Origin of the sequence: Paenibacillus beijingensis, from assembly GCF_000961095.1 — a bacterium.
GTDB lineage: Bacteria > Bacillota > Bacilli > Paenibacillales > Paenibacillaceae > Paenibacillus_O > Paenibacillus_O beijingensis.
Window position 1 is genome coordinate 1,700,036 of record NZ_CP011058.1, and the last position, 13,834, is coordinate 1,713,869.

The following is a 13,834-nucleotide window of genomic DNA, read 5'->3' on the forward strand; positions in this document are numbered from 1 at the left end:
TGGGAGGTTGATTCGCTAATGACGGTTGACTGGACGAAAGAAATGCTGGACGTCGTCGGGGAGGAGCATCTGCTCCTAAGCCCCGATCAGCGGGATAAGCTGTCCAAAGATTATTACTGGTACTCGCCGGTGCTGGAGCCGCTGCTGCGCGACAAACGGGCGGACGGAATCGTACTGGCGGAGTCGGAAGAGCAGGTCGCACAGGTGCTTGCCGCCGCTTACCGCAGCAATATTCCGGTCACGACCCGGGGAGCGGGAACGGGCAATTACGGACAGGCGGTTCCGCTCGAGGGCGGCATCGTGCTGGATCTAAGCCGGATGGACAAGGTGCTGGAAGTGACGGATGCGTACGCCCGCGTTCAGGCCGGCGTCCGGCTCGGGGCGCTGGAGAAGCTGCTGCGGGGGCAAGGAAGCGAGCTGCGGATTTATCCCAGCACGTTCATGAAGGCGACGGTCGGCGGATTCGTTTGCGGCGGCTCCGGAGGGATCGGCTCGATTACATGGGGCAATCTGTGGGACGGCAACGTGCTGGAGGCCGTCGTGTACACACTGGAGGAGACGCCCCGCAGGCTCGTCGTACGCGGGCCGGAGCTCATCGCTTACATTCATAATTACGGCACGAACGGCGTTCTGACGGAGCTGACCATTCCGGTCTCTTCCAGCGTCCCCTGGAGACAGACCGTCGCGCAATTCGACGATTTCGAATCGGCTTGCCGCTTCTCCCATGCGGTAGCGACCGACGACTCCATCCGCAAACGGCTGGTCGCACCGGTCGAATGGCCGATCCCTTCCTTTTTCAAACCGATCGTCAAACAGCTGGAGTCCGGCGCAAGCGCATGCCTGCTCGAAACCGAAGAAGGGACCGAGGACGCGCTTGCCGCCCATGCCGCATCGTTTAACGGCCGGATCGGTTACGTCATTCCTTACGAACAATACCGCAAAACGATCGGGCTGTCCGACTTTACGTGGAACCATACCACTTTATGGGCTTTGAAGACAGACCCTTCGCTCACCTATTTGCAAGCCGGGTTTCATCCGGTCGACTTCCTCGGGCAAATCGGCCAAATCAAGGAAAAATTCGGCGACGAAGTGCTGATGCATTTGGAATTTATGCGTTCGGGCGGCGTCGTCGTGCCCGCAGCGCTTCCGATCGTCCGCTATACGACTCATGAGCGTCTGTACGAGATTATCGGCTATTTCCGTTCGATCGGCGTCAGCATCAACGATCCCCATACGTGGATGCTCGAGATGGGAGGGCGCGGACAGCTGGAGGCGATGCTCGCGGCCAAACGGTCCAACGATCCGCGGGGGCTTCTTAACCCGGGCAAGCTGAATACTCCGGTAACAGAACCGATAAGGAGCGATGAACCATGAAGGATACGATATCCGAAAAGGCGACCGCAGGCGTTCACCCCCGCAAATCGGCTTCGGCGCCGGGAAGATCGTCCTCGAAAGGGAGAGCATTTTGGGTCAGCAAGCTGCCGCCCGTTTCGGCGTTCGTCGTGTTCATCGGCGGGTGGGAGCTGTTCTGCCGGCTCGCCGGAATGAAGCCGTATTTGCTGCCCAAGCCGTCCGATATCGTCAGAGCCGCGTCGGAGAACGCCGCGAATTTATGGGTTTCCGTGTACACGACCATGATCGAATCGGTGCTCGGATTTCTGATCAGCATCGTGCTCGGGGTCGGTTTCGCCATCATTCTGGCCAGCTCCAAGCTCATCGAGAAGAGCATTTACCCGTACGCCATCATACTTCAGACGATTCCGATCGTCGCCGTCGCCCCCATCATCGTCATATGGTTCGGGGCCGGAATAAACGCCATCGTCACGATCGCCTTCCTGATCGGTTTTTTCCCGATGCTGTCCAATACGCTGATCGGCCTTAATTCTGCCGACCACAACATGAAAAATCTTTTCTACCTGTACAACGCTTCACCCCTGCAAACGATGTTCCGCTTGCGGATACCGGCCGCTCTTCCCTACATCGCCGCAGGTCTCAAAATCTCCTGTACGCTCGCCGTTATCGGCGCCATCGTAGGCGAATATATCGCAGGCATCGGCGGAGGCAAAGGCGGTCTCGGCTATGCGATTACCGTTGCCGCTTCCCGTCTCCAAACCGCTTATCTGTTCGCCTGCGGCCTTTCGGCATCCCTGCTCGGGATCGCCTTCTTCCTGATCGTGAACGGCCTCTCCAAATGGCTGCTCAGCTCCTGGCACGAATCCGAGATGAACTCCTCGGAAGGTTAATGAAATTAGAAGCGGAAGGAAGGTGACGGCCATGCCGGAGCCATCGGCGAATATGGAAGCCGTTAACGCAAGATTGCCGCTTGCGGACGGCGGCGGATTGTACAAACTGACGATCAAGGACGGAAAGTGGGCTTCGGTGGAGCCTCAGGCAGGTCCGGTCGTATCGGAGAGGCACGCGCCGATCTCCGCGATCGGCCCCGAGCGGCTTGGCGTATCCCGAGAGATCGACCTGCAAGGACGGGTGCTGCTTCCGGGCTTTGTGGACGTTCATATGCACCTGGACAAAGCGTACTCGATCTCCCATGTCCGCAACCGGTCCGGAACGCTGCTGGAGGCGATCGAGAACTACCGGTCGGTCGCGCCGTCGTTCAGCAAAGAAACGATCCGGAGCCGTATCGTCAAGACGGCGCTTCAGGCGGCGTCCTTCGGATCGGCGACATTGCGCAGCCATCTGGACGTTCCGATTCACCTCGGCCGGGACATCGCTTTCCGTACGATCGAAGCGGCTTTGGAAGCTCGGGAGCTCGTGAGCGGCTTCATCGACATCCAGTACTTCCCGATGTATTTCTACGAACCCGGGATAGAACGCGAGCTGTCCGAATTCGCATCCGAAACGCTGAGAATGGGCATCGACGGCGTCGGCGGAGCCCCTCATCTGTCAGCCGATCCAATAGCGAATATCGAATGGGCGTTCCAGCTGGCCCTTGCGTTCGACAGGCCGATCGATCTGCACAGCGACGAGTCCGACGATCCCTCTGTGAAGACGATTGACACCTATTGCGACCATGTGCTTCAAAACGGTTACGCCGGAAAGGCGACAGCCGGGCATCTGTGCTCGCTGTCGGCGATGGATCAGAACGAGGCCGACCGTCTGATCGCCAAGATGGCGGAAGCCGGGGTTGGGGCGGTTACGCTTCCCGCGGTCAATCTATATCTGCAAGGACGGGGAGATAAGGGCAACGTCAGACGCGGCGTCACCCGGGTGCGGGAACTGTCGGAAGCCGGCGTTCCCGTCGCAGCCGCTTCCGACAACATCCAGGATCCGTTCCATCCGTTCGGCCGCGGCGATATGCTGCAGATCGGCCTGATGACCGCCTATGCGGCGCATCTGGCACGCGAAGAGGACATCGGTCACGTGCTGCGGATGCTGACGCACGTTCCGGCAGCCATTGCCGGTCTTCAGAGCTATGGAGTCGCAGCCGGTAACCCGGCAAGCTTCGTCGTCATCGATGCCCTGTCGGCGGAGGAGCTGTTCCAGGAATTGCCTGCCACACGCTGGGTGTACAACAAGTCGCGCTGGATCTACGCTTCCGAATTGAAGAAGCAAGGAATCGATCCGCAATGGTCGGCGCTAGCCGGCGGCTCCCGTTAACGTGACCGGTCTCCTCATGGTGACTATCCGCACAGAAGCGGATGCACAAATAGATTCTTATAGGATAAGGGAGGAAGAAACATGCTTACGAAAGATTTGTCCGGCAAGAGGTACAAATTAGGTGCGCTATCGGTTATGCTGGCCGTCGTTCTGAGTATCTCCGCATGCGGTTCCGGCGGCAACAACTCCGCATCCACAAACGGCGGATCGACAAGCGAATCTTCAAGCACGACAACCGAACCGGCCGCACCATCCTCTTCCGACTCCACAACGACTACCGAGACCAAGCTGACGGCCGTTACCCAGGTGACCAACTGGTTCGCGGAGCCGGAGCATGGCGGACAGTACGCGGCGGTTTCCAAAGGGTTCTACAAAGAAGCAGGTCTTGACATGACACTGCAGTCGGGCGGTCCGGGCATTTCTTCGACACAGATCGTCGCTTCGGGCAAAGCCGAGTTCGGAATGGGTTCCGCGGACGAAATTTTACTGGCACGGCAGAACGGCATTCCGCTCGTGGCGATTGCGGCCATCTTCCAAAAGAACCCGCAAGGCATTATGTTCCATAAAGGAAAGTACAAGGATCTCTCCGAGCTTAACGGCAAAAAAGTTTATGTAGGCAGCGGATCCGCATACTGGGAATATTTGAAAAAAGCGTACAAGCTCGACAGCGTCCAAGAGTTGAAATACACCGGATCTCTGGCCAACTTCGTCGCCGATCCGGAATCGGCAACGCAAATTTACGTCACGTCCGAGCCGTTCACGATGCAGCAGCAAGGCGTGGAGGTCGAATATTTCCTCAACTACGATCTCGGCTATAAGCAGTACGGCAACATTTTGTACACGACGGAAGATTACATCAAGAATCACGCCGACATTGTCAAAGCCTACGTCGAAGCTTCCATTAAAGGCTGGATGTACTACAAGGACAACACCGAAGAAATCAATAAAGTGATGCAGGAGAAAAACCCCGACCTGAAGCTGGAATCGATGGCGTACGGCGCCAAAGCCCAGGAGCCGCTCATTTACGGCGGAGACGCGGAAGCGAACGGTGTCGGCTACATGACGCCGGAAATTTGGGAAAGCCTGCAGAAGCAGCTGGTGGATATCGGCATGCTGAAAAAAGCCGACCCAATCAGCAGCGTATTCACAAACGATTTCCTTCCTGCCAAATCGTAAAGGCCGGCAAAAACAGAGGGGGCTGCGTGCGATCGCGCCGCGGTCTCCTCATTTTTCAAGGATGGGAGGAATCCGGATGGCTAAATTGCTGGTCGTTTATTTCAGCGCATATGGGCATATTCACCGCATGGCGGAAGCGGCTGCGAAGGGGGCTAGTGAAGACGGGCATACGACAAGGATTGTGCGTATTCCGGAATTTCGCTCCCCCGACAATATAACGGCATTGCTGGATCACCCCAGCCGCAGACAGCGGCGCGATGATGATGATTCTCTGTCCGGCACGTTCCGCATCGGAGCCAGATGGAGCAAGTACGAGGCGTCCCAGGAGGAGCAGAAAGGCGTGCCGGAGGCAACCGCGGACGATCTGCGCTGGGCGGACGGTATCGTATGGGGATTTCCGACTTATTACGGCTCGATGCCGGCTCAGGTCAAGTCGTTTCTCGATATGTCGGGAAGCTTGTGCGCCGGCGGAGAATTGGAAGGCAAGCCGACGGGAGTCATGACGAGCGCGGGATCGATTCATACCGGCCACGAAGCGACCATTCTGACTTCAATTGTGCCGCTGCTTCATTTCGGGTTGATTTACGTCGGTCTTCCTTACTCGCAGAATCCGGAGTATTTGACGGCGGACGCAATCGGAGGCTCGCCATACGGACCTTCGACGCTGGCCGGTCCGGACAGCTCGCGGACGCCGGACGAACGGGAATTGCTCATGGCCGGCAGACTGGGCGCAAGAGTAGCCCGATTTGCCGAGGCAACCAAAGGAATTAAATAAGCTCAGCGGGGATAAACGATGACGAACACATATGAATTGATAATCCGAAATGCCCGATTGGCAGGCAGCGGCGGGAGGCTCGACCTCGGCATCCGCGACGGACGTTTCGCCGCGATCGGCCAGTTAGCGGCGGCCGAAGCCGAAGCTGTCATCGACGCGGAGGGAATGCTGCTGCTTCCGCCCTTCACGGAACCGCATGTCCACCTCGATACGACGCTTACAGCCGGCAATCCCGTCTGGAATGAGAGCGGGACGCTTGCGGAGGGGATCTCCATCTGGACCGCGCGCAAAGCGGCCCTCACGAAGGAGGACGTGATCGCCAGGGCGGAGCGGACCATCCGAATGTATATCGGGTACGGCGTCCTCCACCTTCGCTCGATGGTCGACATCGGCGACCCGAAGCTGACCGCGCTGGAAGCGGTGCTGGAGCTCAAAGAGCGTTACCGCGAGCAGATCGACATCCAGGTGACGGCCTTTCCCCAGGACGGAATCGTATCGTGCCCGGATAACGAACAGCGGATGGAAGAAGCGCTTCGCATGGGAGCGGACGGAGTTTCCGCCGTCCCGCATCTGGAGCGCACCCGCGAAGACGGCGTCTTGTCCCTGCAGAAAGCGTTCCGGCTTGCGCAGCGGCAGCAAGCTTACGTTCATGTGTTCTGCGACGAGACGGACGACGAAGCTTCCCGCTTCCTCGAGGTATGCGCTTCTCTGGCGATCGAAACCGGCCTGTTGTCGCGGGTAACGGCGGCCCACGCAAACGCCGCGGCTTATTATAACGAACCGTATTTTCAAAAAATTGTCGGGCTCGTCAAGCAGTCCGGCCTCTCGATCGTCGCTTGTCCGCTCATCAACAGCGTCATGCAGGGCCGTTACGACGCTTATCCGAAAGGAAGAGGCATTACGCGCATCAAGGAGTTTGTGCGCACAGGCGTCAACGTCGCCTTGGCCCACGACGACATCCGCACGCCGTTCTATCCGCTCGGAACGGGCAATCCGCTTGATGCCGCCCACATGGCCGCGCACCTGGCTCATATGAGCGGACGCAGCGAGCTGCAGGAGCTGATCGGCATGATCACGGCGGGCGGTGCGGCGGCGATGAACCTGGGGAACGCTTACGGATTTTCGGGCGGAGCGTTTGTGGAAGGAGCTCCCGCTTCGTTCCTGCTCTTCGACGCGGAAGATGCGGGCGACTTGATCCGCAATCGCCCCTCTCCCCGTTATGTCGTTCGCAGCGGACGCGTCATCGCAGAGACGCTGCCCGCCGTAACGAAAATTGTTGGCGGCTGATGAACACGGGTATCGCACCCGTCCGCACGCTGTACTGCCAAGAGCACGACTAGCGCGATTAACGCATGGCTAGCACCCGTTTCGCTCTCGTTTAGCTCATGACTAGCTCACGATTAGCGCACGTTTAGCTCATGACTAACACACGATTAGCGCTTGACTAGTAGAACGATCCCGAAAAACCGTTACGGTTACGGGTTGTTCTTGGATGCTAACGGAAGCAGTGGACGTTATTCAGCTCATTTTGTTCGATTTGTAAATCTAACGGAAGTATCGGACCTTATTTCTGTTAGTCGGTCTGAACGTAACCCATTTTAAAGAGATTAAGTGCTGTGAGTTCCGTTAGCTATCCAAATGGGCTCATAAATGCAAAATAAGAGCACTGATTTCCGTTAGATCATCGGAAGGTTTTTCGGAGCGATCTACTTGCGCACGACTTGCGTACGACTGCGCACGACAAACAAACCCGGCCGCACGTTGGCCGGGTTTGTTTGTCGTCAGGTTTGCCGTCAGGCTTGCACTCAGGCTTGCACTCAGGCTTGCACTCAGGCTTGCACTCGCTTACTCCGGCTGCGCCAGCACGGTTTCGATCCGGATCAGCTCTTCGTCGGTGAACGTAAGATTGTCCAAAGCTGCGACATTGTCTTCGATTTGGGAAACGCGGCTTGCCCCGATCAGCGCCGACGTCACCCGCCCGCCGCGCAGCACCCACGCAAGCGCCATTTGGGCAAGCGACTGGCCGCGCTCGCGGGCGATATCGTTCAGCGAGCGGATCTTGGCCAGCTTCGCCTCGGTAATTTGATTGCCGCTTAAGAACACGCTTGGGCCGGCCGCACGCGAATCGGCCGGAATGCCTTCCAAATAACGGTCGGACAGCATTCCCCCTGCAAGCGGCGAGAAAACGATCGAACCGATCCCTTCCTCATCCAGCACATCCTGCAATCCGTCCTCGATCCAGCGGTTGAACATCGAATAGGAAGGCTGGTGGATGAGGCACGGCGTTCCGAGCCGCTTCAAAATGACTGACGCCTGGCGGGTCTGCTCCGCGCTGTAGCTGGAGATGCCCGCATAAAGCGCTTTCCCCGACCGGACGGCGTAATCGAGCGCCATCATCGTTTCCTCGAGCGGCGTGTCCGGATCCGGACGGTGGGAATAAAAAATATCGACGTATTCCAAACCGAGCCGCTTCAGGCTTTGATCCAGACTGGACAGCATATATTTGCGCGAGCCCCATTCGCCGTAAGGACCCGGCCACATATAATAGCCGGCTTTGGTCGAAATGATCATTTCATCGCGGTAGGCCGCGAAATCCGCTTTCAGAATGCGGCCGAAATTCTCTTCCGCCGATCCTGCCGGCGGACCGTAATTGTTCGCCAGATCAAAATGGGTAATGCCGAGGTCGAAGGCACGGCGCACCATCGCCCTTCCGTTCTCATAGCGGTCATTGCCGCCGAAATTGTGCCACAGCCCCAGCGATACAGCCGGGAGCTTCAGGCCGCTGCGTCCGGTGCGGTTGTAAGTCATTTGCTCATAACGTTCGTTTAACGCCTGGTAAGACATGAATGACAATTCCTCCTCGTATGTAGTGGAAGATCTGCACCGCCGGATGATTGCGGTCTCTTTATTGTAACGTACTGTCCATAGAAGTAACAGCGCTTTCTTATTCTTTACCGGCGGCGTGAGAGCGCTCATGAAAAATTAATATTAACGGCCGGCAGCGCTTTTGTCCTGCAAAAACGGCTCTTTTCCGAGGCTCTATTAACATACGGCCCAAATAAAGAGTTTAAAAATTGGATCCGTAACTTTTGAAGCGGTGCCGTCTGTGATATGCTGATAAAAAAAGTTTGATCCTCCGGATCCGACAGAGGGAGTGAAACGATGAGCACCAATTACCGGGTTGCCATATACAAAGAACAATATACGATGGTCGAATTAGTGGAAGAGGACAGCCGCTCCAGCGTAACGATTTGTCCCGAAAGAGGCGGAATCGCCATCCAGTGCCGGTTGAACGGATATGAACTGTTCTACCTGGACAAGGAAACGTTTCTCGATCCCGAAGCGAATATCAGGGGCGGCAATCCCGTGCTGTTCCCGATCAGCGGTCAGCTCGAAGACGGGCAGTATGAATGGAACGGCACTACATATACGATGAAAAATCATGGTGTTGCGCGCACCGAGCCGTGGGAAATTGTCGAAACGTCATTCGACGGACGGGCTTCAGTTACGCTGAAGCTGACCAGCAGCGCGAAAACGAAGGAACAGTTCCCGTTCGATTTCGAACTGCTCTTTACGTACACGCTGCGCGGCGGGGAACTTCTCATCGAGCAGCAGTACCGGAATCTTTCGGATACCCCGATGCCGATGTATCCAGGGTTTCATCCGTACTTCGCCACCAATGAGAAGAACATCGCATACAAGACGGACGCCACGCGTTACTTGGATTACAACGACATGATCGAAAAAAAATACGAGGGCGCTTTGAATTTGGAAGGCATGAAGGAGTCTGCCGCACTGCTGGATCCCGTCAAGCCCGAAATTTCGTTTGAGCTGTCGGACGCCGTCAACGTCCGCATGAAGTACAGCGACCTGTTCAAAACGGTCGTGCTCTGGTCCGTCGACGGCAAGCCGTTTGTGTGCGTCGAGCCTTGGATGGCGCTGACCGGCGAGCTGAACCGCCGGGACGAGCTGGTCTTCGTTGAGCCGGGAGACGCCGTAGAGGCCGAGCTGACCTTCTCGTGCGAGCCCCGCTCCGCCGCCAAAACAAACTAAGCCGCTAAAAAGCTGCTCCTTGCTCCAACGCCCCCCTTTTTCACGATGCCTTGCGCATCTTTGAAAGGGGGTTTTTTGGCGTTCACGGTGGACATCCGTTTGGCACGTATGAAATCGGTTCAGCCGTTCCAAAATAGGGTAATGGCCTCAAAGAACGGCACGATTGCCGTTACAGTCCATTCTGCCGCATGAAAGGCAGGTTAATCGAAGGAGGTAACGATCATGTCTAATTCGCAAACGGCCCCGGCCAAAACCACATTCCCGCCGCAGCATCAAAACAAGCAGCCGGGAATTGAATCGGAGATGAACCCGCTTCCCGTCTACGATTCGCCGGATTATCGCCCCGGCGGCAAATTGGCAGGCAAGAAAGCGATTGTGACGGGAGGCGACAGTGGGATCGGCAGAGCTGTAGCCGTCGCTTTCGCGAAAGAAGGCGCCGATGTCGCCATCGTCTACCTAAGCGAACAATCCGATGCCGAGGAAACGAAGCGGGTCATCGATAAGCTTGGCCGCACCTGTATGCTTATTCCGGGCGATGTCGGCGATGCCGCATTTTGCGCGCAGGCGGTGGAGCAAACCGTCCGGCAGCTCGGGCAGCTCGACATTATCGTCAACAATGCCGCGGAACAGCATCCGCAGCAACGATTCGAAGATATTACGGAAGAGCAGCTGACGCAAACGTTCCGTACCAATATTTTTTCGATGTTTCATATGGTTAAAGCGGGCTTGCCTCACTTGAAGCCGGGCGCCGCGATCGTAAATACCGCTTCGATCACCGCTTATAAAGGAAACCCGATGCTGATCGACTACTCCTCCACCAAAGGAGCGATTGTCACGTTTACGCGGGCGCTGTCGAACCATCTGTCCGAACGCGGCATCCGCGTCAACGCCGTTGCGCCGGGTCCGATCTGGACGCCGCTCATCCCCTCTACATTCGACGCGCAGCAGGTGTCCCAGTTCGGAGCCGACACGCCGATGAAACGGGCCGGACAGCCGCATGAGCTGGCGCCCGCCTACGTCTACTTGGCTTCCTCCGACTCCTCGTACGTGTCGGGACAAACGATCCATGTCAACGGCGGCGATGTCGTGAACGGGTAAACGGACAACGAACCGATCAAGGGGCATCCTTGGCCGGTTCGTTCGTTTTTCAGTGGAAGCCTTCGCAATTTGGGCTATGGTACACTCGCAGCTCCATTGCATCCCCTCCCGCTATCGGATCGGGACTTGTTTTCAAACGCTGCAATCGCTCTGCACGAAGGGGGAATTTTTGAAATACATGCGTTCGTTCGGAATCCGCGCTGTCAACGGAGCGGGAGGTCCTATTGCCTCCTATTTGGGTCTTGCTCGTTCATGCAAACAGTTATGAAACAGCCTCTTTCTTTTTCGAAACGTTGCCTGCTCTGTTGATACTTTCGGCACCTCGCGCAGTTCGCCGCGCAAGGTGCGACGGCGCGTGATGGCTGTCAACCTCATACCCCGTATGGATAGCAATAAAACGCGGCTGCCTCCGGATCACCGGATCGCCCGCATCGCCGGAACGGCCGGCATCGCCGGCAGCTGCATGTTCTAGCTAAGAGCAAAATAAAAAACGCTCCTTTTCAGCGGAACTTGCGTTCCGTCTTCAGGGAGCGTTCTTGTCTGTTTAAGCTATTGGCGCTATCGCTTACAGCTTAACAACGTTCTCGGCTTGCGGTCCACGGTTGCCTTGAACAACGTTGAATTGAACTTGTTGTCCTTCGTCAAGCGTCTTGAAGCCTTCGCCCGTAATCGCGCTGAAATGCACGAACACGTCGCTTCCGCCTTCAACTTCGATAAAACCAAAGCCTTTCTCCGCGTTAAACCATTTTACAGTACCAGTTTGCATGGAGTATGCCCTCCTTTTCCCGCAATTTTGATCATTTTATACCGAAAAAAAGATCCACACACTAAGGGACATCTTGAACCCCCAGCACGTGAATCAGGTTTCAAAATAATCAATATGTAGTTATCCTACCACAACCGATAACCATTTGCAACCTGGACTGGATAGAAAGGTAAAATTTTCTGTTCTTTCCAGTTCCGCTACTGCTTTTTCTGATCCGCTGCGCCGATGACCGGAACGGCATCTCCAAAGTATTCCTCCAGCGTAATGCCTTTATCGTAAATTTCCTGCGCGATCTTTTTGCCGACATAGCGAATATGCCACGATTCGTACATGTATCCGGTAATCTTTTCTTTGCCTTCAGGGTAACGGATGATAAAGCCGTATTCCTGCGCATGCTTCGCCAGCCACTTCGCAGCCTCGGTGTCGCTGAAGCACTGCTCTGCGGCGCATTTGCCGTCGCTGCCGGCCATATCGATCGCCAGACCCGTCTGATGCTCGCTGTACCCCGGCTTGGCGCTGTACCGGTTCGCCGCTTCGATGCCGTCCTTCTTCGCATAGTTGTCAAACAGCGTCTTCTGCCGGGCTTCCGAGCGGTAGCCGGATACGCCCGCCAGCGCTACCCCGTCCGCCTTGGCCCCGGCGACAAGCTCCTCCAGCGCCGCAGCCGCTTCCTTGCGCAGCTTGCGCTTATCGATCTTTTCCGTAAAGGTGAACGGAATATCGGGATAGACGAGATCGTCCGGCACATACCCTTTGGGCAGCCGGTACGTTTTGTTGACAAGCACGGATTCGCTCTCCGCGTTCGCTACGACCTGCTCCGCCTCGCCGTCGCTGCCGCTTGATGTTCCGCCGGCTGTGTCCCCTTTGTCCGCCCCGGAACCGGAGCTGCCATCGTCTTTGCTTCCGTCCGGCCGGCTTCCATTGCCTTCCGAACCGCTCCCGTCGCCGCCCGCTGCGGGTGGCGTGCTTGATGCCGGGTCAGAGCCCTCAGCCGGCTTTGTCCCCGGCGCGGTTTCTGTGCCCGGCGCAGGAGCCGTGCCGTCCTTGGCGTCCGCTTGCGAACTTCCGCCCGCGGATGCGCCGTTGCCCGCAGATGTGCCGCTGCTGCCGCCCTTTCCGTTCTCCCCACCGCTCACGGATTGTCCTCCGCTGGCAGCGGAAGTATCCGGATTATGCCGATCCGCAGTCCCTTCCAAGAATATCGCCCCGCCGCTCTTCATCCACGCGAAAAGGCCAACCGCGATGATTGCCATTACGATCAGCGCGGAAAAAGTCGTTTTTTTCATCATGCCGCTCCTTTCAAGTCCATACTGCTAACCGATTGTTATACGATACAAAACGATCATAACGGCCGATAAGTTGCGCCTTAACCCGTACCATCATATCGCGTGCGGACCCAAAGAGACAAGGTTCACTTGAAGCGGGCGACCGGGAAGCTTATGCTTGAAAGTAAGATTGGTTTAATATGGGGAGGGTATGCTATGGAAGAACGTACGATTGTAACGGAGCCGTTTGTCATTGATCTCGGCAGCGGACTCAAAGTACGGGGAGAAGTAAGATGCGCCGGATTGCCCGGGCTGAAGCCGGTCCTGCTGATCGCGCACGGATTTAAAGCGTTCAAAGATTGGGGCTTCTTCCCTTATATCGCGGAACGGTTTGCGGCCAGCGGTTTTTATACCGTTACGTTCAATTTCAGCTGCAACGGCGTGAACGAGACCGATTTTGACGAGCTGGACAAATTCGCGGTCAATACCTACTCCCGCGAACAGGGGGATCTGGCAGCCGTCCTGCACGCTGTCCAGCAGCGGCAGCTGCCGCTCGCAAGCGAGGCCGACGCCCGCACGGTCGCGGTGCTCGGCCACAGCCGCGGCGGCGGAAACGCTATTCTGTTCGCCGCGGAGCATCCGGCGGTGAAAGCGGTCGTGACCTGGAACGGCGTCGCGCGCGCCAATCTGTTCGACGCATCGTTTGAGGCGGAAGCGGCAAGCAAAGGCGTCGCTTATACCCCCAATGCCCGGACAGGCCAGCAAATGCCGATCTCGCACGTTTTTTTCGAGGATTTGAAGTCCCAGGGGGAACGGTTCAATATTGCGCAGCGGCTTTCCCGGCTGACAGAGCGGATTCCCGTTCTGCTTGTGCTAGGCAGCGCGGACAGCGAGCGCATCGTCACCGGCTTCGGGGCGCTGCGGGAAGCGGCCCCCGCCGCCCGCCATCATCTGATCGAGGGCGCCGCGCATACGTTCGGCGCCGTTCATCCGTTCGCAGGAACGACGCCCGCGCTGGAGGAAGCGCTGAACGTATCGGTACGCTTTTTTGCGGAAAACCTATAACAGATGGATGATATAACCAGT

At 57.0% G+C, this 13,834-nt stretch carries 12 protein-coding genes; 9 read left to right on the forward strand and 3 right to left on the reverse strand.

Annotation, left to right across the window (positions count from 1 at the left end):
- The first annotated feature begins 18 nt into the window (after positions 1–18).
- The 6 genes from VN24_RS07680 (at position 19) to VN24_RS07705 (ending at position 6,853) form a co-directional block, all read left to right on the forward strand.
- A complete protein-coding gene (locus VN24_RS07680) occupies positions 19–1,374 on the forward strand; it encodes an FAD-binding oxidoreductase (protein ID WP_045669910.1) in 1,356 nt (451 codons plus the stop codon).
- On the forward strand, positions 1,371–2,243 hold the full coding sequence (locus VN24_RS07685) for an ABC transporter permease (protein WP_082083665.1): 873 nt from the start codon (positions 1,371–1,373) through the stop codon (positions 2,241–2,243). The genes VN24_RS07680 and VN24_RS07685 overlap by 4 nt, the downstream gene beginning before the upstream one ends.
- Positions 2,244–2,274: 31 nt before the next feature.
- The gene (locus VN24_RS07690; RefSeq protein ID WP_045669911.1) at positions 2,275–3,615 is read left to right on the forward strand and encodes an amidohydrolase family protein; all 1,341 of its coding nucleotides are present in this window, start codon (positions 2,275–2,277) and stop codon (positions 3,613–3,615) included.
- Between the two features lie 81 nt (positions 3,616–3,696).
- Entirely contained in the window at positions 3,697–4,791 is a 1,095-nt protein-coding gene (locus tag VN24_RS07695) for an ABC transporter substrate-binding protein (RefSeq protein WP_045669912.1), read from the forward strand.
- Between the two features lie 76 nt (positions 4,792–4,867).
- Entirely contained in the window at positions 4,868–5,566 is a 699-nt protein-coding gene (locus VN24_RS07700) for an NAD(P)H-dependent oxidoreductase (RefSeq protein WP_045669913.1), read from the forward strand.
- An 18-nt stretch (positions 5,567–5,584) separates the two neighbouring features.
- On the forward strand, positions 5,585–6,853 hold the full coding sequence (locus tag VN24_RS07705) for an amidohydrolase family protein (RefSeq protein WP_045669914.1): 1,269 nt from the start codon (positions 5,585–5,587) through the stop codon (positions 6,851–6,853).
- A gap of 558 nt (positions 6,854–7,411) precedes the next feature.
- Here VN24_RS07705 and mgrA read toward each other — a convergent pair.
- A complete protein-coding gene (gene mgrA / locus VN24_RS07710; RefSeq protein WP_045669915.1) occupies positions 7,412–8,410 on the reverse strand; it encodes an L-glyceraldehyde 3-phosphate reductase in 999 nt (332 codons plus the stop codon).
- Positions 8,411–8,728: 318 nt separating this feature from the next.
- Here mgrA and VN24_RS07715 point away from each other — a divergent pair, with 318 nt between their 5' ends.
- Together VN24_RS07715 and VN24_RS07720 are read left to right on the forward strand one after the other, a co-directional pair.
- Positions 8,729–9,619 (forward strand): aldose epimerase family protein, encoded by an 891-nt coding sequence (locus tag VN24_RS07715; protein ID WP_045669916.1) that lies wholly within the window; start codon positions 8,729–8,731, stop codon positions 9,617–9,619.
- 222 nt (positions 9,620–9,841) lie between these two features.
- Positions 9,842–10,717: an SDR family oxidoreductase gene (locus VN24_RS07720; RefSeq protein ID WP_193790103.1), complete on the forward strand. Its 876-nt coding sequence runs from the start codon at positions 9,842–9,844 to the stop codon at positions 10,715–10,717.
- A gap of 565 nt (positions 10,718–11,282) precedes the next feature.
- On the opposite strand, the gene VN24_RS07725 is transcribed toward VN24_RS07720, so the two are convergent.
- Together VN24_RS07725 and VN24_RS07730 are read right to left on the reverse strand one after the other, a co-directional pair.
- Positions 11,283–11,483, reverse strand: coding sequence for a cold-shock protein (locus VN24_RS07725; RefSeq protein ID WP_045669918.1), 201 nt, complete (start codon positions 11,481–11,483; stop codon positions 11,283–11,285).
- A 197-nt stretch (positions 11,484–11,680) separates the two neighbouring features.
- Entirely contained in the window at positions 11,681–12,769 is a 1,089-nt protein-coding gene (locus tag VN24_RS07730) for a D-alanyl-D-alanine carboxypeptidase family protein (protein WP_052702842.1), read from the reverse strand.
- A gap of 195 nt (positions 12,770–12,964) precedes the next feature.
- Here VN24_RS07730 and VN24_RS07735 point away from each other — a divergent pair, with 195 nt between their 5' ends.
- Positions 12,965–13,813 carry an alpha/beta hydrolase gene (locus tag VN24_RS07735; RefSeq protein ID WP_045669919.1) on the forward strand — a complete coding sequence of 283 codons (849 nt, stop codon included), beginning with the start codon at positions 12,965–12,967 and terminating at the stop codon, positions 13,811–13,813.
- The last annotated feature ends 21 nt before the right edge of the window (positions 13,814–13,834 follow it).

Excerpts from the sequence above, each read along its gene's own strand:
- VN24_RS07680 (WP_045669910.1), top strand. The coding sequence starts at position 19 with ATGACGGTTGACTGGACGAAAGAAATGCTGGACGTCGTCGGGGAGGAG.
- VN24_RS07685 (WP_082083665.1), top strand. The coding sequence starts at position 1,371 with ATGAAGGATACGATATCCGAAAAGGCGACCGCAGGCGTTCACCCCCGC.
- VN24_RS07690 (WP_045669911.1), top strand. The coding sequence starts at position 2,275 with ATGCCGGAGCCATCGGCGAATATGGAAGCCGTTAACGCAAGATTGCCG.
- VN24_RS07695 (WP_045669912.1), top strand. The coding sequence starts at position 3,697 with ATGCTTACGAAAGATTTGTCCGGCAAGAGGTACAAATTAGGTGCGCTA.
- VN24_RS07700 (WP_045669913.1), top strand. The coding sequence starts at position 4,868 with ATGGCTAAATTGCTGGTCGTTTATTTCAGCGCATATGGGCATATTCAC.
- VN24_RS07705 (WP_045669914.1), top strand. The coding sequence starts at position 5,585 with ATGACGAACACATATGAATTGATAATCCGAAATGCCCGATTGGCAGGC.
- mgrA (WP_045669915.1), bottom strand. The coding sequence starts at position 8,410 with ATGTCTTACCAGGCGTTAAACGAACGTTATGAGCAAATGACTTACAAC.
- VN24_RS07715 (WP_045669916.1), top strand. The coding sequence starts at position 8,729 with ATGAGCACCAATTACCGGGTTGCCATATACAAAGAACAATATACGATG.
- VN24_RS07720 (WP_193790103.1), top strand. The coding sequence starts at position 9,842 with ATGTCTAATTCGCAAACGGCCCCGGCCAAAACCACATTCCCGCCGCAG.
- VN24_RS07725 (WP_045669918.1), bottom strand. The coding sequence starts at position 11,483 with ATGCAAACTGGTACTGTAAAATGGTTTAACGCGGAGAAAGGCTTTGGT.
- VN24_RS07730 (WP_052702842.1), bottom strand. The coding sequence starts at position 12,769 with ATGAAAAAAACGACTTTTTCCGCGCTGATCGTAATGGCAATCATCGCG.
- VN24_RS07735 (WP_045669919.1), top strand. The coding sequence starts at position 12,965 with ATGGAAGAACGTACGATTGTAACGGAGCCGTTTGTCATTGATCTCGGC.